The 25,137-nt window shown below is 65.5% G+C and carries 24 protein-coding genes; 15 read left to right on the forward strand and 9 right to left on the reverse strand.

The features are described from left to right. Positions 1–52: 52 nt before the first annotated feature. The 4 genes from W930_RS0104445 to W930_RS0104460 all read left to right on the forward strand — a co-directional run bounded on the left by W930_RS0104445 (position 53) and on the right by W930_RS0104460 (position 5,069). Entirely contained in the window at positions 53–994 is a 942-nt protein-coding gene (locus W930_RS0104445; protein WP_023597056.1) for a LysR family transcriptional regulator, read from the forward strand. 74 nt (positions 995–1,068) lie between these two features. Next, on the forward strand, positions 1,069–2,478 hold the full coding sequence (gene tcuA, locus W930_RS0104450) for an FAD-dependent tricarballylate dehydrogenase TcuA (RefSeq protein ID WP_023873510.1): 1,410 nt from the start codon (positions 1,069–1,071) through the stop codon (positions 2,476–2,478). Then, positions 2,465–3,682, forward strand: a complete 1,218-nt coding sequence (tcuB, locus tag W930_RS0104455; protein WP_023873511.1) for a tricarballylate utilization 4Fe-4S protein TcuB — start codon at positions 2,465–2,467, stop codon at positions 3,680–3,682. The genes tcuA and tcuB overlap by 14 nt, the downstream gene beginning before the upstream one ends. Positions 3,683–3,737: 55 nt before the next feature. Continuing rightward, on the forward strand, positions 3,738–5,069 hold the full coding sequence (locus W930_RS0104460; protein WP_023597053.1) for an MFS transporter: 1,332 nt from the start codon (positions 3,738–3,740) through the stop codon (positions 5,067–5,069). Between the two features lie 142 nt (positions 5,070–5,211). Here W930_RS0104460 and W930_RS0104465 read toward each other — a convergent pair whose 3' ends face one another. After that, entirely contained in the window at positions 5,212–6,138 is a 927-nt protein-coding gene (locus W930_RS0104465; protein ID WP_080685153.1) for a CHAD domain-containing protein, read from the reverse strand. Between the two features lie 461 nt (positions 6,139–6,599). Between W930_RS0104465 and W930_RS0104475 the strand changes: the two genes are divergently transcribed. Continuing rightward, positions 6,600–6,803, forward strand: coding sequence for a dodecin family protein (locus W930_RS0104475; RefSeq protein WP_023597050.1), 204 nt, complete (start codon positions 6,600–6,602; stop codon positions 6,801–6,803). Positions 6,804–6,951: 148 nt separating this feature from the next. Here W930_RS0104475 and W930_RS0104480 read toward each other — a convergent pair whose 3' ends face one another. Continuing rightward, entirely contained in the window at positions 6,952–7,200 is a 249-nt protein-coding gene (locus tag W930_RS0104480; RefSeq protein ID WP_023597049.1) for a hypothetical protein, read from the reverse strand. 165 nt (positions 7,201–7,365) lie between these two features. Beyond that, a complete protein-coding gene (locus W930_RS0104485) occupies positions 7,366–8,883 on the reverse strand; it encodes a sigma-54-dependent Fis family transcriptional regulator (protein ID WP_024788563.1) in 1,518 nt (505 codons plus the stop codon). 343 nt (positions 8,884–9,226) lie between these two features. On the opposite strand from W930_RS0104485, the gene W930_RS0104490 reads away from it, so the two are divergent. Genes W930_RS0104490 through W930_RS0104500 form a run of 3 tightly spaced genes read left to right on the forward strand, consistent with a single transcriptional unit; the run spans position 9,227 to position 11,920 of the window. Then, the gene (locus tag W930_RS0104490; RefSeq protein ID WP_023873516.1) at positions 9,227–10,627 is read left to right on the forward strand and encodes a GntP family permease; all 1,401 of its coding nucleotides are present in this window, start codon (positions 9,227–9,229) and stop codon (positions 10,625–10,627) included. Between the two features lie 44 nt (positions 10,628–10,671). After that, positions 10,672–11,457, forward strand: coding sequence for a 3-hydroxybutyrate dehydrogenase (locus tag W930_RS0104495; protein WP_028730811.1), 786 nt, complete (start codon positions 10,672–10,674; stop codon positions 11,455–11,457). Between the two features lie 46 nt (positions 11,458–11,503). Beyond that, positions 11,504–11,920 (forward strand): cupin domain-containing protein, encoded by a 417-nt coding sequence (locus tag W930_RS0104500; protein WP_174554929.1) that lies wholly within the window; start codon positions 11,504–11,506, stop codon positions 11,918–11,920. Positions 11,921–11,954: 34 nt separating this feature from the next. Here the strand turns inward: W930_RS0104500 and W930_RS0104505 are convergent, their stop codons facing one another. Both W930_RS0104505 and W930_RS0104510 read right to left on the reverse strand, forming a co-directional pair. Further along, positions 11,955–12,680 (reverse strand): ABC transporter substrate-binding protein, encoded by a 726-nt coding sequence (locus tag W930_RS0104505; RefSeq protein WP_023597044.1) that lies wholly within the window; start codon positions 12,678–12,680, stop codon positions 11,955–11,957. A gap of 82 nt (positions 12,681–12,762) precedes the next feature. Next, on the reverse strand, positions 12,763–13,527 hold the full coding sequence (locus tag W930_RS0104510; protein WP_023873518.1) for a DeoR/GlpR family DNA-binding transcription regulator: 765 nt from the start codon (positions 13,525–13,527) through the stop codon (positions 12,763–12,765). 365 nt (positions 13,528–13,892) lie between these two features. On the opposite strand from W930_RS0104510, the gene W930_RS0104515 reads away from it, so the two are divergent. The 4 genes from W930_RS0104515 (at position 13,893) to W930_RS0104530 (ending at position 17,858) form a co-directional block, all read left to right on the forward strand. After that, on the forward strand, positions 13,893–14,882 hold the full coding sequence (locus tag W930_RS0104515; RefSeq protein WP_023597042.1) for a 2-keto-3-deoxygluconate permease: 990 nt from the start codon (positions 13,893–13,895) through the stop codon (positions 14,880–14,882). Continuing rightward, positions 14,879–16,159, forward strand: a complete 1,281-nt coding sequence (locus W930_RS0104520; protein WP_023873519.1) for a four-carbon acid sugar kinase family protein — start codon at positions 14,879–14,881, stop codon at positions 16,157–16,159. Before W930_RS0104515 ends, W930_RS0104520 begins: the two co-directional genes overlap by 4 nt. A gap of 132 nt (positions 16,160–16,291) precedes the next feature. After that, complete coding sequence (gene pdxA / locus W930_RS0104525; protein ID WP_023597040.1) at positions 16,292–17,293, forward strand: 4-hydroxythreonine-4-phosphate dehydrogenase PdxA; 1,002 nt, start codon at positions 16,292–16,294, stop codon at positions 17,291–17,293. Between the two features lie 124 nt (positions 17,294–17,417). Continuing rightward, entirely contained in the window at positions 17,418–17,858 is a 441-nt protein-coding gene (locus W930_RS0104530) for a hypothetical protein (RefSeq protein ID WP_063599076.1), read from the forward strand. A gap of 8 nt (positions 17,859–17,866) precedes the next feature. On the opposite strand, the gene W930_RS0104535 is transcribed toward W930_RS0104530, so the two are convergent. The 3 genes from W930_RS0104535 to W930_RS0104545 form a co-directional block, all read right to left on the reverse strand. Beyond that, the gene (locus tag W930_RS0104535; protein ID WP_062802177.1) at positions 17,867–18,574 is read right to left on the reverse strand and encodes a class II aldolase/adducin family protein; all 708 of its coding nucleotides are present in this window, start codon (positions 18,572–18,574) and stop codon (positions 17,867–17,869) included. A 117-nt stretch (positions 18,575–18,691) separates the two neighbouring features. Further along, positions 18,692–19,681 (reverse strand): 4,5-dihydroxyphthalate decarboxylase, encoded by a 990-nt coding sequence (locus W930_RS0104540; protein WP_023597037.1) that lies wholly within the window; start codon positions 19,679–19,681, stop codon positions 18,692–18,694. Positions 19,682–19,789: 108 nt separating this feature from the next. Next, the gene (locus W930_RS0104545; protein WP_024788562.1) at positions 19,790–21,154 is read right to left on the reverse strand and encodes an MFS transporter; all 1,365 of its coding nucleotides are present in this window, start codon (positions 21,152–21,154) and stop codon (positions 19,790–19,792) included. A gap of 250 nt (positions 21,155–21,404) precedes the next feature. Here W930_RS0104545 and W930_RS26045 point away from each other — a divergent pair, with 250 nt between their 5' ends. Beyond that, positions 21,405–22,721, forward strand: a complete 1,317-nt coding sequence (locus W930_RS26045; protein ID WP_023873522.1) for a citrate synthase — start codon at positions 21,405–21,407, stop codon at positions 22,719–22,721. A gap of 28 nt (positions 22,722–22,749) precedes the next feature. On the opposite strand, the gene W930_RS0104555 is transcribed toward W930_RS26045, so the two are convergent. Continuing rightward, on the reverse strand, positions 22,750–23,385 hold the full coding sequence (locus W930_RS0104555; protein ID WP_023597034.1) for a trimeric intracellular cation channel family protein: 636 nt from the start codon (positions 23,383–23,385) through the stop codon (positions 22,750–22,752). A 120-nt stretch (positions 23,386–23,505) separates the two neighbouring features. Between W930_RS0104555 and W930_RS30725 the strand changes: the two genes are divergently transcribed. Then, a complete protein-coding gene (locus tag W930_RS30725; protein WP_023597033.1) occupies positions 23,506–23,646 on the forward strand; it encodes a hypothetical protein in 141 nt (46 codons plus the stop codon). A 251-nt stretch (positions 23,647–23,897) separates the two neighbouring features. Further along, on the forward strand, positions 23,898–25,091 hold the full coding sequence (gene macA, locus W930_RS0104565) for a macrolide transporter subunit MacA (protein ID WP_023597032.1): 1,194 nt from the start codon (positions 23,898–23,900) through the stop codon (positions 25,089–25,091). The last annotated feature ends 46 nt before the right edge of the window (positions 25,092–25,137 follow it).

The raw sequence follows: 25,137 nt of genomic DNA on the forward strand, positions 1-25,137 counted from the left end.
TCTGCGGGATTTCAACCGAAAATCCCCGACGGGCAAAGTCCCCCATCGTGAAATGGAACTCAGACAACTGCGGTATTTCGTGAGCGTGGTCGAACACGGGAGCATGGGGCGAGCGGCTCTCGAACTTGGCGTCGTGACCTCTGCGCTGAGCCAGCAGATCAGCCGCCTCGAGAGCGAACTGTCGACCCGCCTGTTGCAGCGAACCTCCAACGGCGTTGTGCCCACCGACGCGGGACTGGCGTTCTGGCGCCAGGCACAGCTTGCCCTGCGTCATGCCGACGCCGCCGCATCCGCCGCGCGCTCCGCCCGTCTGTCGGGGCATGTGAGCGTTGGGTTGGCGCCGAGCACGGCGAGTGTGCTCGGCGTCGCCTTCGCACGGTCCATGCGCGAACGGTATCCCGACGTGCGCCTGCGCATCGTGGAGAGCCTTTCCGGCTATCTCTCGTCGATGCTCGGGGCCCGCCAGATCGATCTTGCCGTGATTTTTCATGAGGTCCCCGCGCAACGCTGGAGCGTGATGCCGCTGCTCGACGAGCCGTTGTTCCTCATTGGCGCCGTCGACCTCGACGGCATGCCGAGCGGCGCCTCCGTCAGGCTCAGGAACCTCGACAAGCTTCCGCTGATTCTGCCCAGCAGCACGCACGGCCTGCGCTCGCAGCTCGCCACGGCGTTCAAGCGGGCGCGCTTCGAGCCGAATGTGGTCGCCGAGGTCGACGGCCTGGCACTGCTCATGGACATGGTTTGCGCGGGCATGGGCGCGACGATTCAACCCGGGGCGGCGCTCGCGCGGCCAGCGCCGGTGCCGCTGGCCAGCGTGCCCGTCGCCGAGCACTACGCCACCCGGCCCAACATGATCGTCAGCGTGTCGGACGATGAACTGTCGCCCGCCGGTCTGGCCGCGCGCGTCGTGCTCGCCGACGTAGCACGTCAACTCGTGCGCGAAGGCCGGTGGCCCGGCGCGCGGCTGCGTACCCCGACCGTTCACGAAACGTGAAGGCCCCTTGACGCCTGACGTCTGGCGACCCGGATTTGACATCCCTATGATGCGTGCGAAAGGAGTCAAGTCAAATGGTCGACGTACTGGTAATCGGAGGAGGCAACGCCGCGCTTTGCGCCGCGCTCATGGCGCGCGAGGCGGGGGCGTCGGTTCAGCTCCTCGAGTCGGCGCCGCGTGAATGGCGCGGCGGGAACTCGCAGCACACGCGCAATCTGCGCTGCATGCACGATGCCCCGCAGGACGTTCTCGTCGATGCCTATCCCGAGGAGGAGTTCTGGCAGGACCTGCTGAAGGTCACCGGCGGGCTTACCGACGAACATCTCGCCAGGTTGACGATCCGCGCATCGTCGTCGTGCCGTCCGTGGATGCAGAAACACGGCGTGCGTTTCCAGCCGCCGCTGTCCGGCGCGCTGCACGTCGCGCGCACCAACGCCTTCTTCATGGGCGGTGGCAAGGCGCTCGTCAATGCCTACTACCGCAGTGCGGAAGCCCTCGGCGTGGACATCCGCTACGACACGCCGGTCGATTCGCTCGAGCTCGATGGCGACCGCTTCGTGGCGGCGCGCAGCGGCAACAAGCGGTTTGCCGCGCGCGCCTGCGTGCTGGCCGCCGGTGGATTCGAGTCGAATCGCGAGTGGCTGCGAGACGCCTGGGGCCAGAACGCGCGCGGCGAATGGCCTGCCGATAACTTTCTGATTCGTGGCACGCGTTTCAACAAGGGGGTGCTGCTCAAGCACCTGATGGATACCGGCGCCGACATGATCGGCGATCCGTCGCAGTCGCACTGCGTTGCGATCGATGCGCGCGCCCCGCTATACGACGGCGGCATTTGCACGCGCATCGATTGCGTGTCGCTGGGCGTCGTCGTGAATCGGGACGGTGATCGGTTCTACGACGAGGGCGAGGACTTCTGGCCCAAGCGCTATGCGATCTGGGGTCGGCTCGTCGCGCTCCAGCCGGGGCAGATCGGCTACTCCATCATCGACGCCAAGGCGATCGGACGCTTCATGCCGCCGGTCTTCCCGGGCGAGCGCGCCGACTCGCTCGAAGCGCTGGCGCGCAAGCTTCAGCTCCCCGAGGGGCCGTTCGTGGACACCATCGCACGCTACAACCAGGCCTGCCGGGGCGGTACATTCGATCACACCGCTCTCGACGACTGCCATACGGAAGGCCTCACGCCGCCCAAGACACACTGGGCGCGCCGGATCGATACGCCGCCGTTCTACGGCTACGCGTTGCGCCCCGGTATCACCTTTACCTACCTCGGCCTGAAGACCAACGACCGCGCGCAGGTGCATTTCGGCGGCGCGCCGAGCGACAACCTGTTCGTTGCCGGCGAAATGATGGCTGGCAACGTACTCGGCAAGGGCTATACGGCAGGCGTCGGCATGTCGATCGGAACGGCTTTCGGGCGAATCGCCGGAACGCAGGCCGCCCGCGCCGCCCTCAAGAACACGGAGTTTCGCAGTGCAGAAGTCTGACGCAATCCCCTCCGAGCAAGGCCCTTCGTTGGCGCCGCTCGTTTCGAAGCCCGCCGGCGCGGGCGCACGAGGCAAGGCCGCGCGCGTGATTCCCATCGTCGCGCTTAATCCAGGCGAGGCGGAAGTCGCGCGTCAGATGCAGATCTGCAACGCCTGCCGCTATTGCGAGGGATTTTGCGCCGTATTCCCGGCAATGACGCGCCGCCTCGAATTCGCCAAGGCAGATGTGCACTACCTCGCCAATCTCTGCCACAACTGCGGTGCCTGTTATCACGCGTGCCAGTACGCGCCGCCCCATGAGTTCGCCGTCAACGTGCCCAAGGCGATGGCTCAAGTGCGCCTCGAGACCTATTCCGAGTACGCGTTTCCCGCAGCGTTCGGCGCGTTGTACCGGCGCAATGGGGTGACCTTGTCCATCGCGCTGGCGGCCGGCATCTCGCTGTTCCTGCTGCTGGGCCTGGGACTGCGCGGCGGCCTTGCGCCGAGCGGCGCGCCTGCGGACTTCTATGCGATCTTTCCGCACAACCTGCTCGCCGTGATGTTCGGGGCGGTGTTCCTGTTCGCCGCGCTCGCATTGGGTATTGGCGTTCGGCGGTTCTGGCGCGACGTTGCGCCGGGGACGGCAAGCGTGCCCGCGGTGAGCGAGGCCGCCCGTCACGCGCTGACGCTCAAGTATCTCGACGGCGGCCACGGCGAGGGCTGCAACGAAGCGGACGACGCCTTCACGCTCGCGCGGCGCCGTTTCCATCACCTGACCTTTTACGGCTTCATGCTTTGCTTTGGCGCGACCGTCGTGGCAACGCTCTATCACTATGCATTTGGCCTCGAGGCCCCGTATCCGGTCCTGAGCGCTCCCGTGGTGCTGGGCGTGCTCGGTGGCGCCGGGCTCATCGTGGGGCCGACGGGGCTGCTGTGGCTGAACGTCCGGCGCGATCCCGCGCGCACCGACACACGCCAGCGCCCGATGGATCGCGGCTTCATCGCGCTCCTGCTGTTGACCAGCGCGTCGGGCCTCGGATTGCTCGCGTGCCGGACAACTGCCGCGATGCCGACGTTGCTCGCGCTTCACCTGGGCATCGTCATGGCGCTGTTCGCAACGCTGCCATACGGGAAGTTCGCCCACGGCATCTTTCGCAGTGCGGCATTGCTCAAGTCGTCCATCGAGAGGCGGCAGCGCAACACCCTGAGCCTGGGCTCGGAATAGCGATGGCCCGGCGCTCACGCAGCGCCGGTGCCCACACAATAACCTGGAGACAACCATGAACCCCACCGAATCCATTGCGGCGAGCGCCGGCGGTCGGCGCGCGAACCGGGCGGCCGCTGTGCTGCGCGTGACGAGCGGCAACTTCATCGAGCAGTTCGATTTCTTCCTGTTCGGCTTTTACGCCACGTCGATCTCGAAGATATTCTTTCCTGCGACCAGCGAATACGCATCGCTCATGCTCACCTTCGCCGTGTTCGGCGCGGGATTTCTCATGCGACCGCTGGGCGCCATCTTCCTCGGCGCCTATATCGACAAGGTGGGGCGACGCCAGGGCTTGATCGTGACGCTGTCGATCATGGCAAGCGGCACCATACTCATTGCATGCGTTCCCGGGTACGAGCGCATCGGTTTGCTGGCGCCGGCACTGGTGCTGTTGGGCCGGCTTTTGCAGGGCTTCTCGGCGGGGGCCGAACTCGGCGGCGTGTCCGTTTATCTCGCCGAGATGGCGACGCCGGGCCGCAAGGGGTTCTACACGAGCTGGCAGTCCGCGAGCCAGCAAGTCGCCATCGTGATGGCCGCGGCGATCGGCTACGGCTTGAATCAATGGCTTACCGGGCAACAGATCGCGGCGTGGGGCTGGCGGGTTCCGTTCTTCGTCGGATGCGCCATCGTGCCGCTGCTGTTTGTTCTGCGCCGCTCGCTGCAGGAGACGGCCGCCTTCGAGGCACGAGGCCATCGCCCCCCGTTGCGCGACATCGTGGCGATGCTTTTCGCGCATTGGCGCACCGTCCTGGGCGGCATGATGCTCACGGCGATGACGACCACGACGTTTTATCTCATCACCGTCTATACCCCGACGTTCGGCAAGTCCGTCCTCAAGCTCTCGACGTCTGACAGCCTGCTGGTGACCTTGCTCGCCGCGGCATCGAATTTCATGTGGCTGCCCATCGGCGGCGCGATCTCGGATCGGATCGGGCGCAAGCCTGTGCTGATCGGCATTTCCCTTCTGGCGATCTGTACCGCCTATCCGGCGCTCGACTGGCTGGCGCAGGCGCCGAGCTTTGTCCGCATGCTGAGCGTGCTGCTGTGGTTCTCGTTCTTCTTCGGGATGTATAACGGGGCGATGGTCGCTGCCCTCACGGAGGTGATGCCCGTGCAGGTGCGCGTGGCCGGATTCTCGCTCGCGTTCAGCCTGGCGACCGCGGTGTTCGGTGGCTTTACGCCCGCCATCTCCACGTACCTGATCCAGATCACGCACGACAAGGCGGCGCCGGGATACTGGATGAGTTTCGCGGCATTGTGTGGCCTGCTTGCCGCGCTGCGGCTTTACCGGCGCGGTCCGAAAGGCAACGTGATGAACAGCGAGCGAAGCGGCGTTCCGGTGTGACGCGACAGCACCGCTCGATCCGAGCGTGCGACGTCGGACGCGGCGCGGCACCGCGCCGCTCCGCCACACACTCGCCGCCACGTCCGTGCCGGGCGTCGAGGGAGACCGAGGGAGGTCACGCGATGGCCCTGGCCATCGTTGTCTATGCGCGAATCAACGCCATCGCGGCGCGAAGATGGCGCTTTCTCAGGGATCGCAATCGCTTGCGCAACTTTGCGGCATCCATCCGGCCGCCGAGCAGTCCGGGTCGACTGCGCAGCAGGGCTTCGCTGGCCACGACGTCATTAAGCTTGCCGAGCGATTCCTGCAACCGACCGAGTTGTTTGAGATGCCGTTTGTCGGCGGCGTTGCCATGTTCGAACAATTCGAGCAGATACCTCACGGTCTTCCCGCGCTTTCGAAGCTCATGGAGTTGCTCCAGTCGGCTGCGTCCTGGCGCGTGTCCCGCGCTTTTCGCCTCCCGTTTCATGTTTTTTCTTGCAACGGCGATGCGCAGCGAGACGAACGCGTCTTCGCTCTGCGCGCACTTTGGCAAGGGGCGCAGGGACTGCACCGCTTGCGCGCTGGTATTGGCCAGATCCCGCATGACTTCGCGTCGCGCCATCGTCGTTTTCGCGTGCGCCAATGCGAGCGCGCGCTCGCGGGCAATGTTTTCCGGCAGCGGTGCGTCGTGTGCGACGCACGCGAGCAATGAAGACAGGACGTCGTAGTTTCGCACCTGGCCGGCGATGTCCCCGAGGCCCTTGAACAGCGCGCGATGCCGCGCGTATTGCCGGCGATCCAGCAACGGACGATAGGTCCACCAAAGCGCGCGCAAGCGACGCATCGTCACGCGAAACTGGTGCAAGTCTTCCGCGGCGCCGGCCGCCACGATGCGTGTCGCCTGAACGCCGCCGCACCGTACCAACGTTGAGGCCAGCTCGGAGAACGTCGACGATCGACACGCGGACGCGGCCCGCGAGGCCGTCGCGAATGCCGGCGCTTCCGCTGGCGGCGCCTTGCGGGGCGGCGCGACGTCGCGTGTCACCGTGATCGGGGCCTTTTTTCCCTCTTTTGCTGCTTGCGGCATATGTCGGAGATGAGCCACCGTGCGACCGCCTCGGGCGTATTCATGTCGTACGACGCAAAAACGCACTCGTCCCCCACGTAGGCGATGACCGAGCCATTCACCACGCGGTAGTGCCCCACATAATGGTTGCCGTTGATCTCAACCTCGACGGGTGTTCGTTTTTCGGATATCCGGGCGGGCGTCATCGCGTTCGCTCCATGTCGGTCTGTCGAAATTTCAACTTAGCCGCAGGCACGCCATATCCGTCGTTCATGGCGAGTGCCTTTGATCTACGTCAGACCGCTCCCCCAACCGGATGAGGGGAGCGCCCGCGCCTACCCGCGTCAGCGCGATGCATCGTGAGCGCAACGGAATTCGTTTGACGTCGGTCAACGTCGACTGGCTGCGGCATGCCACGCTTGTCGAGGGCGGCCCGATTTCGCTCGGCGACGCCCGTCCGCGAATTCAGACAGGAGGCAACCATGTCCAAAGTCGTCAAGGTTATCGAAGTGCTCTCGGAATCGCCGAAAAGCTGGGAGGACGCCGCCGGGAATGCGGTCAAGGAGGCGCAGAAATCGCTTCGCGACGTCAAATCGATCTACATCAAGGATCTTTCGGCCGAAGTGGACAACGGAAAGATCGTCAATTTTCGGATCACCGCGAAGCTCAGCTTCAAGCTGGAGTGATCGGGGCGGGGCGCGCGTCGCCCCTCGCGCGCCAAGTGCCGAGCGCCGCTTGCACGGTTGGCGTGCCGGTCGCGCAACATCCACGGGGAACCGCCCGCTCAACCGGCCGGCACGAGTCTGGGCGCAGCGATGGTGTGGGTAGCGTTCGCTAGAAAATCAGTTGGCTCATCCAGCCGGGCGTTGGCCTGGCATTTTTGATTTCGTCGCCGACGCGTTTGATTTCGGAGAGGTAATCGTTGCGCATCAATACGATGCGCCTCGCAACGAGTGCCCGGAATCTCATTTCGCCCTCGCTGAAACCCACCCGGTCGCGGTAGCGTTTCCCGTCGGGCAGAGCCCCCCGAATTTCGTAATACGTGATCCCGTCCCTGACGTATTTCGTGATTACGGCTGCCATTTGCGTCGCAATTCGCTTGTTATAAGTTGTGCCCCGAACCAGCGCAGTTGCCCTGTGACTTCTGACAGGCAATGGTCGATTATGGCCGATCGCCCGGCTACGCGGCAACTGACGAGAAAAAATCGGGCAGTATTGCGTTTGCGCGGCCTGTCGATCCCATGCGCGTTACTCGCGCGCCGTGATGCCCAGTGCGGCCATCTTCTTGTAAAGGGTGGCACGTCCGATATCGAGCCGCGCGGCGGCGTCGGCAACCCGGCCCCCGGCGGCGCGCAGCGCTTGTGTCAGCAATTGACGCTCGAACGCCCGCATGGCGTCGTCATAGCGCTGGGCATTCGCGTCGTCGGCGGTTTTGTTATCGGACGGGACGGCGAAAGCGGCAGTGCCGGCGCCACCGGTCGGGTGGTTAGCCTCGCCGTCGCCCATGCCCTCGCCGATGAAGCGGGAAAGCGAGCGCGCGTCGATGCGCTCGCTTTCCGAGAGCAGGGCAACGCGCTCGAGCGTGTTGTGCAACTCCCGGACGTTGCCGGGCCAGCGGTAGGCGCGAAGGCAGTCGATGGCGCCTTCGTCCAGTTCCAGATGACCGGCGTCGCGGTAGGCGCTCAGCTTGTCGAGAATCGCGTACGCCATGGCCTCGATATCCGACGGCCGTTCGCGCAGTGGCGGCACGCGAATCGTCAGGACATTCAACCGGTAGTACAAGTCGGCGCGAAAGCGCCCTTGCGCCACGAGATTCGGAAGATCGGCGGAGGTGGCGGCGATGATGCGCACGTCCGTATGCACCATCCGGTTCGATCCGATCGGCTCGAACTCCCGTTCCTGAAGCACGCGCAACAGCTTGCCCTGCAGCGGTAGCGGCATGTCGCCGATTTCATCGAGAAAGAGCGTTCCCCCCTGGGCCAGCTCGAACTTGCCGGTGCGGCCTTTCCGGTCGGCGCCGGTATAGGCGCCCGCTGCCGCGCCGAAGAATTCGACTTCGAGCAAGGCGTCGGGAATGGCTGCCACGTTGACCGTGACAAGGGGTTTGTCGGCCCGCGCGGAAGCACCATGGATGGCGTGCGCGAGCAATTCCTTGCCCGTACCGGTCTCGCCGAGCAGCAGCACCGGCGAGTCGAGCTGCGCGGCACGGCGTCCGAGGCGCTTCGTCTCCAGGCTTGCCGCGCTGGTGCCCACGAAACTCCCAAAACTGTATTTGGCCCGCCTGGCTTGCGCGAGCGACTGGCGCGTTGCGAGCAGTTCCGTCTGCAAGCGCGAGTACTTGCTGAACATGGGCGTGAGCGCCTTGAGTTCGTCGAACAGCGCGAACCCCACGGCGCCGACCGTTTTGCCATGGGCGTCGCGGATGGGGAGCCGCGTGACCACCAGCGGCTCGTGTCCGGTCTCGAGAATGTCGAGCAGAATCGGCCGTCCGGTGGACACCACCTCGCGCATCAGACTGTTGGGGATGACGTCCTCGCAGTCGAGTCCGATCACGGCATCCGGATTGCTGAATCCGAACCGCGCCGCGTAGCCCCGGTTGATCCATACGATTCGCGCATCGCCGTCCACCACGACGGTGCCCTCGCTGGAATGATCCAGCGTTTCGAACAGCGATTGCATGGCCTGCTTGCGAACGAACTCGTAATCGGAGAGCAGGTCGTGCTGTCTATCGAGACCCGGCGCGTTGCGCGCATCGTCGTTCATCATGCTGAAATCCGGAAAGTCCACATTTGGAGACGATTATTCCACGAATGGAGACATTCGCTCGATTGGTGAAAACGCCTGAACCATCGGAATTCTTCTCGTTTCACCTCGATCGACTTGTTACCGCGTAGTGGGATGTCCCGGAAATGTCTCCAAATGGAGACGTCAAGGCGCCGCATGGCCCGTCAGCGGCCTTCGTTTTTTCATTTGGCGCTTCGATAGGGAGGTCGGTGTCCTTTGTAATCATGATGTTAACGCGATGCGGCATGCTTTTTGCGTAGCTGGCAGTCGAACGTAAGAACTTCAACCTGCACAACCCCGTGCAGGCAAACAAACTGGAGACAAGATGTCGTTTCTCATCGTGCTCGCCGCACTGGCGTTTCTGATGTTTGTCGCGTACCGCGGCTACAGCGTGATTCTGTTTGCCCCCATCGCAGCACTCGGGGCGGTTCTCCTGACCCAGCCGGAAGCGGTTGCCCCCGTGTTTTCCGGGATTTTCATGGACAAGCTGGTCGGCTTCGTCAAGCTTTATCTGCCCGTGTTCCTGCTTGGCGCCGTGTTTGGCAAGGTCATCGAGCTGTCCGGCTTCTCCGAGTCCATCGTGGCCGCCGCGATCAAGTACATCGGCCGCACGCGGGCCAATGCGGTCATCGTGGCCGTGTGTGCGCTACTCACCTACGGAGGGGTTTCTCTGTTCGTGGTCGTATTCGCCGTCTACCCGTTCGCGGCGGAGCTCTACCGGCAGAGCAACATTCCGAAGCGGTTGATGCCTGGCGCCATCGCGCTGGGCGCCTTCAGTTTCACGATGGATTCGCTGCCGGGCACTCCGCAGATTCAGAACATCATTCCGACGACGTTCTTCAAGACCACGGCCTGGGCCGCACCCGTGCTCGGTGTTGCCGGCGCGGTCTTCATCGTCGTGGTGGGGCTGACTTATCTCGAATGGCGCCGCCGCGCCGCCGCGGCCAACGGCGAGGGCTATGGTGCCTCGCTGCTCAATGAGCCCGAGCGAGTGAACTCGGACAATCTGCCGAACCCCGTGCTCGCCATCACGCCGCTGATCCTCGTCGGCGTGGTGAACTACGCCCTCACGAAGGCGATCCCGCATTGGTACGGCGGCCAATTCGATGTCACGCCCGATATCCTCCCGGGGCTTCATGCACCGGTGTCGATCTCGATCAACGGCGTGGTGGCGATCTGGGCGGTGGAGGGGGCATTGCTGACCGGCATCCTGCTCGTGCTTGTCACCGCGTTCGGCAAGGTGCGCGACCGTTTCGCCAACGGTACGAAGGTCGCTGTCTCCGGTGCATTGCTCGCGACGCTCAACACGGCGTCCGAGTATGGATTCGGCGGCGTCATCGCGGCGCTCCCCGGCTTCCTCGTGGTGGCCGACGCACTCAAGGGAATTCCCAACCCGCTCGTGAACGCCGCGGTCTCCGTCTCCACGCTCGCGGGCATCACGGGCTCCGCGTCGGGCGGGATGAGCATCGCGCTTGCGGCCATGTCCGACACGTTCATCAAGGCGGCGCAGGCGTCGCACATTCCGCTCGAGGTGCTGCACCGCGTGGTCGCCATGGCCAGCGGCGGCATGGACACACTGCCGCACAACGGCGCGGTCATCACGTTGCTCGCCGTGACCGGTCTCACGCACCGCGAATCGTATCGCGACATCTTCGCCGTGACGGTGATCAAGACGATGGCGGTGTTCTTCGTGATCACGCTCTATTACACGACGGGGCTGGTGTGAACATGACCGCCATTTCCTCCACTTCGGCTCGTACCGCACCTGAGATGGACGCTGCAATGCGCCTGAACGGCAAGACGGCACTGATTACCGGTTCGACGAGCGGCATCGGATTGGGCATCGCCCAGGCGCTCGCACGTGCCGGCGCGAATATCGTGCTCAACGGCTTTGGCGATGTCGAAGCGGCGCGCCGCGCGGTCGAATCGACCGGCGCGCATGCGATTCATCTCCCCGCGGACATGCGCCGCGCCGACGAGATCGAGCACATGTTCGACGTCGCACGCGAGCGCTTCGGCGGCGTGGACATCCTTGTCAATAATGCGGGCATCCAGCACGTGGCGCCCATCGAGTCGTTTCCGGCGCAGCAGTGGGACGACATTATCGCGATCAACCTGACGTCGGCGTTTCACACGACGCGGCATGCCCTTGCGGGTATGCGCGAGAGAAACTGGGGGCGGATCGTCAACATCGCGTCGGTGCACGGGCTGGTGGGCTCCGCCGGAAAGTCGGCCTATGTGGCCGCCAAGCACGGCCTGGTCGGACTCACGAAGGTCACCGCGCTGGAAACGGCGACGACCGGCGTGACGTGCAATGCCATCTGTCCGGGTTTCGTGCTCACGCCGCTGGTACAGAAACAGATCGACGATCTTGCCCTGCGCGAAGGACTCTCGGCGGACGACGCGCGCACGCGTTTGCTCGGGGAAAAACAGCCGTCCGGTCAATTCGTGACGCCGGAGATGCTCGGGAGCATCGCATTGATGCTCTGCTCGCCGATGGCGGCGGAGGTCCGCGGCGCGACGTGGGCCGCCGACGGCGGCTGGACGGCACAGTAGTCGCGGTTTCCCATCCCGTAGTTTTTATGGAGTCACAACCGACATCATGAACAGCACCCCAAACAAGTTCTCGCACGTCAAGCCAGGCGATACCGCTTTCGTCGGTGGGGGCCTGCGCGATTTCTTCGTGTATCGCGATCTCGGCATTGCCGATGCCACCGGTGGCAAGGTCATCGCCCATCTGGTACGTGCCAACAGCGCGCCGGAGGCTGGCACGGGATGGCATATCCACGGGGCCGATTTCCACATCGTGTACATGCTCAAGGGCTGGGCGAAGTTCATGTACGAAGACAAGGAAACGCTCGTGGAGGCGGGAGACTGCGTTCACCAGCGTCCCGGCATTCGCCATTTCCTCTTCGACTATTCGCCCGACATGGAGTATCTGGAGGTGGTGGGGCCGGCTGATTTCACCAGCGTCGGTGTCGACGGCCCGTGTGCGGTGCCGGCGCCGGCACCGTGGTGACGGTCGGTTCGCCCGGCGCTCGATCCCGCCTCGCTCAGGGCGCGACCGACACGCCGTCTATGCCGTGACGGCGCAGCGCTTCGGCCACGAAGCCTGACGTTTTCATCGCTTCGACGAACGCGGCGAGGAAGGCGTTGGCGGCCTCGCCGCGCCCGATCGGCAGCCCCATCGCCTGACGAATCACCATGAATCGCTCGCCCAGAAGGCGATAACCGGGCGTGCCGGCAATGTCTGCCTCGATTTGCTGCTTTACCCCCGCGGCGACGTCATACCCGCCGCTGAGAAAGGTCGTCACCACGGCCGGCGACGTCGGTGCGCGCACGATCTCCGCATGCTTCAGTTCGCGCGTGAGGAACAGGTCGTAAGCACTGCCTTTGCCGACGACCACGCGCGTGCCGGGACGGTCGACGTCCGCATTGACCCTCACCTCCGATGCGTCGGGCACGAGGTAATAGCCCTCGATCAACACGTATGGCGCGGTAAATGCAATGGCGGCCGCCCGCTTCGGATCGACCGCGAAGAAGCCGACGTCGGCCGCTTCGGAGGCCACCGCGTCAACCGATTTCCCTGCCGCGTCGACGGTTTGCAATGCGAGCGGCACGCCGAGGCGCTGCGCGAGCGCCGTCGCCAGATCCACCGAAATGCCACAGGGCCGCGACTGCGCGTCGAGGCCCGCGAGGATGGGATTGCCCAGGTTGATGCAGGCGCGCAGCACGCCAGTGGGGGCGAAGGCGGAAACGAGAGCGGCGTCGGTGGTCATGTCGATGGCGTGCTGTCCTGTATGGCGTCGTGGGAACCACCCGGCCCGGCGATCGAGGGCGCGGGTGGCGCTTGGCTTCGCATCAGCCCACCGATTCGATCGTGATCTCGGCGTGCTTTCGGAATTCTGTCAGCGCGTCGTTGTCCGCACCGGCGTCGGTCACCAGTGTCCAGGCGCGTTCGAGCGGTGTCCAGTGTTGCTGGCTTGCGCGGTCGAGCTTGTTGGCGGTCACCAGGACATACACGCTCGCCGACTGACGGATGATGCATTCCTTGAGCCACGCCTGTTCGGCGGACGCTTCGCACAGGCCACGTCCGGCGACGACGCCGTCGGCGCCGAGGAAGGCTTTGTCGACGGACACCCGAGAGAGCGCCAGCTGTGCGAGTGGCCCGAGCACGCTCATGCTCGACGGGCGCACGTCGCCGCCGATCAGGGTCACGGGTACCCTGTTGGTCGCCAGCGGGCCGACCGCGAGCAGATTGTTGGTCACCACATGCACGCCCTCGCGTCCGACCAGAAAACGCGCCATCGCCTCGGTCGTCGTGCCACCGTCGAGAAAGATGGTGTCGCCGTCGTCGACGTGCGCCACCGCGGCGCGGGCAATGGCGTCCTTCTGTTCGCGAAAGCTCTCCCGGCGCAATTCCAGTGACTCTTCGGGTTCGTGCATGCGCACCGGCGCAGCGGCGCCGCCGTAGGTGCGCACGATACGGCGCTCGTCGGCGAGTGCGCGCAGATCGCGGCGCACGGTCGCTTCCGACATGCCGAAATGCGCGCACAGTGCGGCGACGTCGGTCATCCCGGACAGAACGGCTTTGAAAATCGCCTCGCGGCGGTTCGCAACTTTCATGAATGGTTGACGGCTGAACGAAACGAATCGTGGAAGCACGCGAGCGAACGGAGCGCCCGGCGCATGGCGCGCATAGTGTAGCTTGCCGCGAGCGGGAGGCGGTCACCGGAGCGTGGCAATCCGTGGCGCAGGCGCGGTTCGTTCGGTATCTCAAAATTGATCGATTCGATCAATTGGAGTGCGTAATCGAGTCATTCCGCGTCAATCCACGTCAATCCGATGGCGCTCATTCCCAGTTTTTGCCGAGGATAAACCCTAAGTCGCAATGTTTGCACATTTTTCCGGCAGCGATTAGACTTCAGTCTGCTTGAATCGATCAAAATAATGATCGATCGGTCAAAATTAATATTCGTCGGGAGACAACAATGGCTCAAATACGTATCAAGCGGGCGATCGAGCGCGTGCCGGGCGGGATGATGATCGTTCCCCTGCTGATCGGTTCGTTGATTGCGACCTTCATGCCGGGCATGCCGAAGTTCTTCGGCTCGTTCACCAATGCGCTGTTCACGGGAGCGCTGCCGATTCTCGCCGTTTTTTACGTGTGCATGGGTGCGAGCATCGACGTGAAGGCCACGCCATACCTCGTGAAGAAGGGTGGGGCATTGTTTGCCGCGAAGGTCGGCGCGGCCATTGTGGTCGGGATCGTACTGGGTCATTTCCTCGGCGAGGCGCCGGTGAGTTCGGGCATGTTTGCCGGCATTTCCACGCTGGCCGTGGTTGCCGCGATGAACGACACCAACGGTGGCCTGTACATGGCGCTCATGGGGCAATATGGCCGCTCGGAGGACGTAGGCGCCTACACCATCATGTCGCTCGAATCGGGGCCGTTCCTCACGATGGTGACGCTCGGCGTTGCGGGGCTGTCCGCCTTCCCCTGGCCGACGCTGGTAGGGAGCATCCTGCCGCTGGCCGTGGGCATGATTCTGGGCAACCTCGATCGCGAGATGCGCGACTTCCTCGGTCGCGCGGTGCCGGTGATGATTCCGTTCTTCGCGCTGGCGCTCGGCGCGGGCCTCGATCTGCACAAGGTCTGGCAGGCCGGCCTGCTGGGCATTCTGCTCGGCTTCGCCGTGGTGGTCGTGACGGGCATTCCGCTGTACATCGTCGACCGTCTGACGGGCGGCACCGGCGTTGCCGGTACGGCCGCGGCGAACACGGCGGGCAACGCCGCTGCCGTGCCCGCGCTGATCGCGGCCGCGAACCCGGTGTACGAGGAAGCGGCCAAGAGCGCCACGCTGCTTGTGGCGGCGTGCGTGGTCGTCACGGCCATCGTCTCGCCGATCCTGACGGCTGCCGTTGCCAAGCGGGCGATGGCCCGCAGCGGGGGCACCGCCGCCAAGGGGGCCGTGCAGTGAGCATGCTGATTGTCGCCGACGATTTGTCGGGCGCCGCCGACTGTGCGATCGGCTTCACGAATGCCGGTCGCCGCAGTGTGGTGTCGCTCGACCTCGACGGCTTCGATGCCGCGGCGCAAGTCGTGGCCATCGACACGGACACACGGCGCCTCGCGCCGGCGGTAGCGGCCGCGCGCGCCGTGGCCGCATGGCAGCGGCTCGCGGCACCCGGGCGACGCTTGTACAAGAAAATCGATTCGACGTTGCGCGGCAACTGGGTCGCGGAAGTGGCCGCCCTGCAGCCGCTGGCCGGCATGGCCATCGTCGCCCCTGCCTTCCCGGCCACGGGGCGTGTCGTGCAGGGGGGCGAAGTTTTCGTGCGGGGCGTGCCGCTGGCCGAGACGGATACGTGGTGCCTGGAGCACCGCGGCCGGGAGGCCGGCATCGCACCGATGCTCGGCGCCGCGGGCATGGCGACGCGCACCGTTTCCGTCGAACTGTTGCGCGGCGATCCGGCGACGGTGGCGGCGGCGCTGGACGACACCATTGCGCAGGCGCGCGCTGCCGGCGTGACAGCGCTGATCGTCGATGCACAGACCGACGACGACCTGGCGCGCCTGGCGCGCGCCACGGCGTCGCGTACGGATATCTTCTGGGTCGGCTCGGGCGGTCTCGCCCGCGAGCTGGCCGAAATTCCCGAGTTGTTTGCGGTCCCCCCAGGGGTGCCGCGCACGCAAGACCTCGCGCCGCCGTCGGCGGCCGCGCCGGACACCGGGCGTGCCCGGGTACTGACGCTCGTGGGCAGCCTGTCGGCGGTGTCGGAACACCAATGCGCGCGGCTGAAAAGCGACAATGCCGTCGTCGAATGGATCGTGCCGCCTGTCGTACTGCGCGCCGGGGCGGCGCACCGCGAAGCCGCGGCCTGGGGCGCGCGCATTGGTCGGGCCATCGACGAAGGTACCGACCTGCTGGTGCGCATCGGCCGCGACGACGCGTTCGATCCCGCGGAGGGCGCGCAACTGTCGGCGGCCCTGGCCGAACTGATCGCGCCGCACTTCGCGCGCCTGTCCGGACTGGTCGTCACAGGAGGCGAGACCGCGCGCGCGATGTTGAGCGCGGCCGGCATCGGTGCGCTGGAATTGCTCTGCGAAGTCGAGCCGGGCGTCGCGGTGGGGCGTCCCGCCAATGGGGCGCCGACGCATATCGTCACGAAAGCGGGCGCCTTCGGCGGCGAAGCCGCGCTGCACAGCGCCTATCGGCACCTGCGCGCGCTCGCGGATGACGGCGCGCCCCGATGACCCCGGACGACGCGGACCGGCCCGGGATGATCCAGAATGATCCCGGCATCGCGCGTGCGTCATCGAACAGGACATCGACCCGGACCCGGTGCCGGGCCACACCCCCTTGAAATGGATACCAACGCAAACGCCATGAATCACTATCTGCCTGTCATCGGCATCACCATGGGCGACGCCGCCGGCGTCGGCCCCGAGATCATCGTCAAGAGTCTGTCGCACGAGCACGTTTATCAGCAGTGCCGTCCGGTGGTGATCGGCGACGCGCGCCGTCTGGAGCAGGCCGCCGCCATTGTCGGCAAGCCGATGACCGTGCGCCGGATCGCTTCGGTTGCCGAAGCGACCTTTTCGCCAGGCATGATCGAGTGCATCGACCTCGGCCTGATTCCCGAAGATCTGCCGTTCGGCCAGTTGTCCGCCATCGCGGGCGATGCGGCGTACCAATACATCGCGCGTGCCGCGACGCTGGCCGAGGCCGGCGAGATCGACGCCATCTGCACGGCGCCGTTGAACAAGGAAGCCTTGCACGCCGGCGGTCACAAGTTTCCGGGGCATACGGAGATGCTCGCGCATCTGACCGGCGTTGACGAAGTGTCGATGATGCTCGTGGCGCCGCAACTGCGCGTGATTCACGTGACGACCCACATCGGTATCATCGACGCGATTCGCAAGATCGAACCGGGTCTGGTGCAGCGAACGATCGAGCGGGGGCATGCCACGCTCGTCAAGGCGGGCATCGCCAATCCGCGCATTGCCGTGTGCGGTATCAATCCTCACGCCGGTGAGAACGGCCTGTTCGGCTACGGCGAAGAGGAGGAGAAGATCGTACCGGCGGTGCGGCACCTGCGCGAACGGGGTTGGGACATCGAAGGCCCGCTGCCGGCCGACACTCTGTTCTTTCGCGCCGGTCGTGGCGACTTCGACCTGGTGGTCGCGATGTATCACGATCAGGGCCACGGGCCGGTGAAGGTGCTGGGCCTCGAAGCCGGCGTGAATGTGACCGTGGGCCTGCAAGTGGTGCGTACGTCGGTCGATCACGGGACGGCTTTCGATATCGCGGGCAAGGGCATCGCCGACGAAGGCAGCCTGCTCGAAGCGTTGCGCCAGGGCACCGAACTCGCCACGCGTCGCGGCTGAGGCCGGCGTCGAATCACGCTACACTCTGTCGACATTCAATCAGACTTGCATCGCCGGAGACGAGACGGCGCCCCCGCCGGGGCGACGGTGCGCATCCGGCATGTCGTTCACGGGGATTCGACACATGTCAGCGAAACGCTTGCTGATCGCGTGCATGAGCGCGGTCGGCATTTCGACGGCGGGCGGCGCCTGGGCGCAGTCCTACTTGCAGAGCGGCGATCTCAACAGCATCCGTCAATCCAACCAGCCCGCGTCGGGCGGTTCGTCGGGCACATCCGTCGCACCGCCCGCGGCCCGGCAACCCGCCACGGGCGGCGTGAGCGCTCAGTTCAATCAAGGCATGGCCCAGGCAGAGCAGCAGGCGTTGCGCCAGCGCGAAGCCGCCGCCGCGGGCGACATGCAGATGCGCAGCCTGACCGACCCGCAACGTGCGCCTCAGGGGCGCTACCCGGGCGCGCCGACGAACTCGCAGGGCTCGATCTACCTCGACGCACAGGGTCAGACCGCCTGTCGCAAGGACCCGGTCTCGGGGCAGGTGCAATGCGGGGCGAGCCTGGGGCGATGACGGCGCAATCACTCGCCGCGCAACGCCGCGACCTGCCGCTTCCACAGTGTCCAGGGACGCTCGATGACGCCCAGATTCGTCGCATTCGAACGCTTGCCTTCCTCCTCATCCAGATAAGTGACTTCGCCGCCGAGCGCGATGGCTTTCGACTGCATGCCGGCATTGAGTTCGGTGTAGATGGCGCGGTACACCGCGGCGGGCAACGAGGGCGCCGTGGCGACGAAACCGTGCCCGCGCATGAGCGCCACGTCGGCGTCGCCGAGCGACGCCGCCAGCGCCTTGCCCTGTTCGCCGTTGCGCACGAGCATGTCGGTGCAGCCGAAGCAGTGCCGGATGTCGAACACCGGCGCGCCGCTGCCCAGAAAGCCGGCCATGTGGTACACCGGGCGCAACCGCACCGACGACGCGGCAAACGGAATCACCGACGGTGAGTGGCTGTGCACGATCGCCATGACGTCCGGGCGTGCGCGATAGATTTCGCTGTGAATCCACGTTTCCAGGTAACGCTTGCGGGTGTCGCCGTCGACCGGCTGACAATCGAAGTCGAGCGTGAGGATGTCGTCGGGCGACACCAACTCGGGTGCCATCGATTGCGCGATGAGAAAGTGCGAGGCATTGCGTGGATCGCGAACGCTCACGTGGCCGAAGCCGTCGAGCACCTCGTGGTGGGCGAGGATATGATTCGCGGCGGCCAGATCGACGCGCAGTTGCGACATCGAACCCGCGTCATGTTCCGTGACGGCCGGCTGATAGGGGGGGCGAGCTTGCGACATGGTGTTGGCGATTGAAGTGGAAATGCGATGAAACGAGCGGAGGCTCGACGTTGGCGCACGTCAAATCCTGACGTCGGCGCCGAGCTCCGGCGGAAACAGTTCGTCGGCCTGCATCGGCCGATGGCACACCCCCTGCTCGTGGGCGAAGCGCAGGAAGGCGTCCAGCGTCACCTGGTTGGGCGCTATGCCGTACGGCCATGGATCGCCGCCGAACATGGCACGCGCCTGGGCCGCGCGCTGGGGCATCCAGGGCAGCGGGAAATGCGAGCACGTGATGTCCTCGAGACGGGCGATGCTGGCGTCCTTCGCCTGCGTGAACGCCCGAAGGAGATTGCCCGCGATCCACGGATGCGCGGCGAAGCGCTCGCGCCGCATCACGATCAGATGCATGATCGGAAAGATGCCCGAGCGTGCGAAATAGTCGCGCTCGGCGGACTCGACGTCGGAAAACAACCGCACGATCTCGGTTTCGCGACCGGGCGGCGGCGCGGGCGGCCGGGCGCTGAGGATGGCGTCGATCTCGCCGTCGAGCAGCATTCCGGTAAGCGATTTGCCGGGCGCGGGCCGGTAGCGCACGTGGTCCGGCACACGAACGGCGACTTTCTCGCGCCGCCCCGCCTGGTTCACGCCGGCCTGCACCCACTCGATGTCGGCCAGCGCCACGCCCTGATCGTGCGAGAGCCAGCCGCGCGAATAGACCGACGCCGTTTGCGCCCATTCGGGCACGCCGATGCGACGCCCGCGAAGATCGGCGGGCGACGCGATATCGCCACGATCGCGCACATAGAGCGACGACAACCGGAACACGCGCGACGGAAATACCGGCAGGCCGATCAGGCGATCGTCGCCCTGGGAGCGCAGCGAGGCGTACTTCGCGAGCGACATCTCCGAGAGATCCCACTCCTGATAATGCGTGGTGCGATAGAAGATCTCCTCGACCGGCAGCACCGAGGCAATGAGGTCGATGCCTTCGGCCGCGATCCGGCCGGCGAGCAGGTCGCGCACGTGGTCGTAGTCGTTGATGGCGAGCGAGAGGGGCAGCGTGGACATGATGCGATCCCTTGCGCGGGCGTCGGCGCCTTGTCGCGGCGACGCCCGATGTCGTTGGATGCGGCGCGTGGAACGCCGAGCTTGCCGGAGGGAGGCTGGGGGCAGCCCTCAGTGACCGAAGGCGGGGGCCTTGGGCAGGCGCTCGGGGCGCGCCACGAGAAACACCAGCACCGCGGCCGTGACGAGCGCGGCGCCGAGCACGAAGAACATCGTGCCGGCCCCGCCGGTGAGTTGTTGCAGCACGCCCGCGATGGCCGGGCCACACATGGCGCCCACGCGGGCGATACCGAGGTAGAGCCCGACCGCGGTGCTGCGAATCTCCGTGGGATAGCTCACGGCAACCAGGTTGTTGAGCACGGTCTGCGTGCCGATGACGAACATGCCGGCCACGACGATACCCACGAACGTCACCGAGCCGCCGGAGGCGAGCGCGAGCAAGGCAATGGCGGCCGCACCGCACAGCCACGCGAGCGACATTGCCAGTCGGCGGTTGCCGATGCGGTCGGCGAGCACGCCGCAGATCAGACTACCGAACGCCGAGGCGAAGACCAGCAGCGAACCATAGGCGAAGCTCGTCGACAGATTCTCGCCACGCTTGAGCATGATCGTCGGCAGCCAGCCGGACAGTCCGTAGGACGAGAACAACGATAACGCCCCCATGGCCCAGAAGCAGATCGTCTGACGGCGGAAGCCGGCCGAGAACAGCGCGGCCACGGAGCCCGCCTTGATGCCGGCGTCCGGCGAGGTGAACGTCGCCTTTTCGAATTCCGGCGCGCGCGCGGGCCACAGACGCGCGAGTTGCGCGCGTACGGCGTCCTGACGCCCGCGACTGGCGAGAAAAGAGACCGACTCGGGCAACACGAACTGCAAAACGAGCGCGAGCACGACCGACAGGCCGCCGACGAAGTACATGCTTTGCCAGCCGTATTGCGGGATCAGCCAGGCGGCGATGAAGCCCGAGGCCGTGGCACCGCCGATCCATCCACAGGTGAAGAACACGATCGTGAAGACGTTCGCGCTGCGCTTGGGTGCGATCTCGTTGATGTACGTGACGGCCACCGGCATCAACAGCCCCAGCGAAATACCCATCGCGAAACGCAGGCCGATGAACGACATCAGGTCGTGCGCGAAGACGGCGATCGCCAGACTCATCAGGCCCGAGAGCCAGATGCCGGCGAGCAGCACCCGGCGTCGCCCGATCCGGTCGCTGAACGGCCCCGAGACAGCCGAGCCCGCGGCGAAGCCGGCCAGCCCGCACGACAGCAGTACGCCGATCTGACTTGGCGAGAGGTGCCAGAGCGAGGTGACGTCATGCACGATGTAGGCGGCGTTGTAGAGATCGAAGCCGTCGAACAGGAGGATCAGCGCAAGCAGCGTGCCTAGCCGATAGTGAAACGCGCCCAGTGGCGCGGATTGCAGCGTCTCGCGAACGTCGATGCGTTCCGACGGCGTCTGCGCGATGTCATGGGCCATGCCTTGTCTCCGAAGGGGCGACCTGTCGGAGGCCGGCATCGTGGCTCCGCAGTGTCTTTGTCGTGAAATCCGGAGTCGACTTTACTGGGCGGTTTTTTGTTTATCAATATTGATTATTAAAGTCAATATACCTATGGCATCATGTGTCGCGAATTCCACCGAAAGGCGCAGGATCCGCACGAATCGCCGCCCGCTGCAACGCCTGGGCTGCGAGGGGCAGATGAGACAGACGAGACCGACGAGACAGACGATGACGCAACCGACCGACCTGATGACGCGCGAGGAAGTCCTGAGCATGCTCGCCATCAAGCCCGCCACGCTTTACGCCTACGTGAGCCGGGGCTTGATCCGCGCGAGGCCGCATGAAGACGGGCGCAAGAGCCTGTACCTGCGGCGCGACGTGGAGCGCCTGGCCACGCGCAAACGCGGGCGGGCGCCGACCGGTGCGGTGGCGGAATCGACGATGCGTTTCGGCGACCCGGTGTTGCATTCCGCGATCACGCAGATCACGCCGCATGGCCCCCGCTATCGCAACCGTCTGGCGATCGACCTGGCGGCAGGCGGTGCGTCGTTCGAGTCGGTGGTGCATCTGCTCATGACCGGCATCTGGCAGGACAGCATTGCCGAGTGGCCAATGCAGGACACACCCCCCGACGTTCTGCGCTTTCTCGCGACGTACAACGACGAAGTCGCGAGCGCGGATATCGGCAATCTGCTGGGCATGGTGCCGTTCGCGCTCGCGATGCACGAGCGCGGCGCACGCGAGCTTGCCGACGGCTCCGCCGTTCAGGCCGCGCGCATGATGCTGCATTGCATGGCCGGCTGCGTCGGCTTTCTCGGACCCGGGCGCTGCTTCGTGGCGCGCGGCAAAGGGGAGAACATCGCCACGCACATGCTGCGCGCGGCCGGCATCGCGCTCACGCCGATGCGGCTGCGTGCGATGAATGCCGCGCTGGTCGTGCTGGCCGATAACGAACTGGCCCCGGCGACGTTCTCGGCGCGTGTGGCGGCGTCGACCAACGCCGATCTGTTCGGTTGCGTGGCGGCGGCCATCGGCTCGCATATCGGCTTCACGACGGGCACCAGCACCGAGAAGATCGAAACGCTGCTGTTGTGCGAGCCTTACGACGCACTCGACTCGCGGGTCGATCGCGTACGCGAATACGGCGCGAGCCTGTTCGGATTCAACCATCCGCTGTATCCGGGCGGCGACGCACGCGCCGATCTCATGATGCAGTGCGCGGCGGATCTCATGGCGGCAACGGGAAAAGGCGCGATGGACGCCGCATCGCGCGAGAACACCCGCCGGACGCTGGCGTTTCTCGAGCGTATGCGCATCGAGTTGAACGCACATCCCGGCCTGGCGACGGGGCTGGTCACGCTCGCGCGCGCGCTGCAATTGCCCGACGGCGTGTCCACCGCGATGTGGATCGTCGGCCGTTCGGCGGGCTGGGTGGCCCATGTCACGGAGCAGCGCACGCAGGCGTTCATGCTGCGACCGCGAGCGAAGTACGGGTTTGGAGGGCCGGTGTCGGCCGAGGCGTTCGAGACACCGGCGTCGCGCTAGCGCGATGCCGGCCCCGGGCGCCCGGCGGCTAGTGCATCGGTTCGGTCGGCGTTTCGTTCTCGAAGGTCCGGAAACGCCAGCCGAACCAGACCGCCAGCATTCGGATCACGAAGCCTGCCAGGCAGCCGATGGTCGTCGCCACGCCGTTCGGTACCCCCCAGTGCAGCATCGCCACGTACAGCGCACCGGCAATGCACGCCACGCTCGCGTACATCTCGCGGCGCAGCACCAGCGGCACCTGTCCGCAAAGCAGATCGCGCAGCATCCCCCCGCCGATACCCGTGAGCACGCCGGCCATCACGACGATGACCGGACTCGTGCTCACCGTCATGCCGATATCGCAACCGAGAATGGTGAACGCGGCCAGTCCGATGGCGTCCACGGTGATGAACGTCATGCGCAGCCGGTGAATGTGACGTGCCACGATGGACGCCAGCGTGGCGGCCCCCAGCGTGAGCAGCAAATACTCCGGATGGGCGATCCAGACGAGCGGATGGCGGCCGAACAGGACGTCGCGGATGGTGCCACCGCCGAGCGCCGTCACCATGCCCACGAAGGCGAGGCCGAAGCGGTCCATGCCGCGCTGCATCCCCATGATCGCGCCCGACATCGCCTCGGTCACGATGGCGATCAGGTACAACGCGTAGAAGATTTCCGTTTTCATAATGTCCCTTCGAATGCCGGGGAAATATATCACCTGCACGATCCGGCCGCGATCGGGCCGCGCCCGCACTGTGATTTGTACAAGTTTCCCGGAGGTGGGGCCGATGAGACACTGCTTGCAATGAAACGACACAGGCACGGGCCATCGGGCTCGCCGTGTCACCACAACGTCAAGGAGTCCACCATGCGCTACGTTCCCGGCTTGTTCCCCAAAGCGATCGCGGGCCTGATCGCCGGTTTCCTGCGCATCAGGCCGCTGTAATGCGTACGCTCTTCCAGCTTCACAGCGGCTTCGTCATCGTCGTCGGCGGGCTTTCTTTGCTGCGGTCGTGCCGCCGGATGGTCTGTAGAGGCGTCAAACGGCTTAAACTCTCATCTTTTTGTGCTCCGAACGGTGCCGGGCGGCGGTGATCGGGCGGGTTCGCCACACCGGCGGATCGGCAGGCCGGTCAGCGGCAGCGCAATGGTGCAGCGTTTTTTTCGACGGGCCTTTTTGATCGTTTATTTCGCTCCATGATCCAGTTCATTCGCCGCCGACGCTACCTCGTCGCCAGCCTCGTTGCCCTCGTCGTGCTCGTGGTGCTGGGGCTGCGCAGTCTCGCGACCCCGAAGCCGCCGCAGTACATCAGTGCCAGGGTCGAGCGCAGCGACCTCGAAAATACCGTGCTGGCAACGGGCACACTGGGCGCCGTGCAGCAGGTCGACGTGGGTGCGCAGGTCACCGGTCAGTTGAAGTCGCTCAAGGTCAAGCTCGGCGACAAGGTCAAGAAGGGACAATGGCTCGCGCAGATCGATCCGGTGCTCGCACAGAACGGCCTGCGTTCGGCCGAGGCGGACGAGCAGAATCTTCAGGCGCAAAAGCGCACCGCGCAGGCGCAGCTTCGCCAGGCCGAGCTCGCCTTCGCACGCCAGCGCCAGATGCTGCCCGATGAGGCGACGTCGCGTCAGGACTACGAAGCGGCCCAGGCCGCGCTCGACACCCAGCGCGCCACGCTGCTCGGGCTCGACGCGCAGATCCGCAAGGCCCGTGTGCAGATCGAATCGGCGCGGGCCAGTGTCGGCTACACGCGCATCGAGGCCCCCATGGACGGCGAGGTTGTCGCCATCGTTACCCAGGAAGGCCAGACCGTGGTCGCCCAGCAGCAGGCGCCGGTGATCCTGAAACTCGCCGACGTGAGCACCATCACCGTCAAGGCGCAGGTCTCGGAAGCCGACGTGATCCGCATCCAGCCGGGACAAACGGCGTACTTCACGATTCTTGGCGACCCCGACAAGCGCTATTACGGCAAGCTGCGCGCCATCGAGCCCGCACCGCAGAATTACCTCGACACGCAGAGCACGCTGGGCGGCGGCGCCACGCGCAACAATACGGCCGTGTTCTACAACGCGCTGTTCGACGTGCCTAACGACGACCATCGCCTGCGCATCTCCATGACCGCACAGGTCAACGTGCTGCTCGGCACGGCCAGGCAGGCGCTGAACGTGCCGGTGGCGGCGCTCGGCAAACGCGTCGGGCCGAATCGCTACGAAGTGCGCGTGCTCGGCGACGACGGCAAGGCCGTCACGCGCCAGATCGTGACCGGCCTGAACAACAACGTCCGGGTCGAAGTGCGCGAAGGCCTCTCGGCCGGCGAGCGCGTCGTGATCGGCGAGGCGGGCGAGTCCGCGCCTGTCGATACGTCATCCAACGCCGGCCAGGCACAGTAAAGGGAAGGGACGCCGAGCATGTCGAGCACTTCCGCCCCGCCCACCG

This window comes from Pandoraea sp. E26, from assembly GCF_000681415.1.
GTDB classification, from domain to species: domain Bacteria; phylum Pseudomonadota; class Gammaproteobacteria; order Burkholderiales; family Burkholderiaceae; genus Pandoraea; species Pandoraea pnomenusa.

Coding starts and splice junctions, on each gene's coding strand:
- W930_RS0104445 (WP_023597056.1), top strand. CDS start 53: ATGGAACTCAGACAACTGCGGTATTTCGTGAGCGTGGTCGAACACGGG.
- tcuA (WP_023873510.1), top strand. CDS start 1,069: ATGGTCGACGTACTGGTAATCGGAGGAGGCAACGCCGCGCTTTGCGCC.
- W930_RS0104460 (WP_023597053.1), top strand. CDS start 3,738: ATGAACCCCACCGAATCCATTGCGGCGAGCGCCGGCGGTCGGCGCGCG.
- W930_RS0104465 (WP_080685153.1), bottom strand. CDS start 6,138: ATGCCGCAAGCAGCAAAAGAGGGAAAAAAGGCCCCGATCACGGTGACA.
- W930_RS0104475 (WP_023597050.1), top strand. CDS start 6,600: ATGTCCAAAGTCGTCAAGGTTATCGAAGTGCTCTCGGAATCGCCGAAA.
- W930_RS0104480 (WP_023597049.1), bottom strand. CDS start 7,200: ATGGCAGCCGTAATCACGAAATACGTCAGGGACGGGATCACGTATTAC.
- W930_RS0104485 (WP_024788563.1), bottom strand. CDS start 8,883: ATGATGAACGACGATGCGCGCAACGCGCCGGGTCTCGATAGACAGCAC.
- W930_RS0104490 (WP_023873516.1), top strand. CDS start 9,227: ATGTCGTTTCTCATCGTGCTCGCCGCACTGGCGTTTCTGATGTTTGTC.
- W930_RS0104495 (WP_028730811.1), top strand. CDS start 10,672: ATGGACGCTGCAATGCGCCTGAACGGCAAGACGGCACTGATTACCGGT.
- W930_RS0104500 (WP_174554929.1), top strand. CDS start 11,504: ATGAACAGCACCCCAAACAAGTTCTCGCACGTCAAGCCAGGCGATACC.
- W930_RS0104505 (WP_023597044.1), bottom strand. CDS start 12,680: ATGACCACCGACGCCGCTCTCGTTTCCGCCTTCGCCCCCACTGGCGTG.
- W930_RS0104510 (WP_023873518.1), bottom strand. CDS start 13,527: ATGAAAGTTGCGAACCGCCGCGAGGCGATTTTCAAAGCCGTTCTGTCC.
- W930_RS0104515 (WP_023597042.1), top strand. CDS start 13,893: ATGGCTCAAATACGTATCAAGCGGGCGATCGAGCGCGTGCCGGGCGGG.
- pdxA (WP_023597040.1), top strand. CDS start 16,292: ATGAATCACTATCTGCCTGTCATCGGCATCACCATGGGCGACGCCGCC.
- W930_RS0104530 (WP_063599076.1), top strand. CDS start 17,418: ATGTCAGCGAAACGCTTGCTGATCGCGTGCATGAGCGCGGTCGGCATT.
- W930_RS0104535 (WP_062802177.1), bottom strand. CDS start 18,574: ATGTCGCAACTGCGCGTCGATCTGGCCGCCGCGAATCATATCCTCGCC.
- W930_RS0104540 (WP_023597037.1), bottom strand. CDS start 19,681: ATGTCCACGCTGCCCCTCTCGCTCGCCATCAACGACTACGACCACGTG.
- W930_RS0104545 (WP_024788562.1), bottom strand. CDS start 21,154: ATGGCCCATGACATCGCGCAGACGCCGTCGGAACGCATCGACGTTCGC.
- W930_RS26045 (WP_023873522.1), top strand. CDS start 21,405: ATGACGCAACCGACCGACCTGATGACGCGCGAGGAAGTCCTGAGCATG.
- W930_RS0104555 (WP_023597034.1), bottom strand. CDS start 23,385: ATGAAAACGGAAATCTTCTACGCGTTGTACCTGATCGCCATCGTGACC.
- W930_RS30725 (WP_023597033.1), top strand. CDS start 23,506: ATGAAACGACACAGGCACGGGCCATCGGGCTCGCCGTGTCACCACAAC.
- macA (WP_023597032.1), top strand. CDS start 23,898: ATGATCCAGTTCATTCGCCGCCGACGCTACCTCGTCGCCAGCCTCGTT.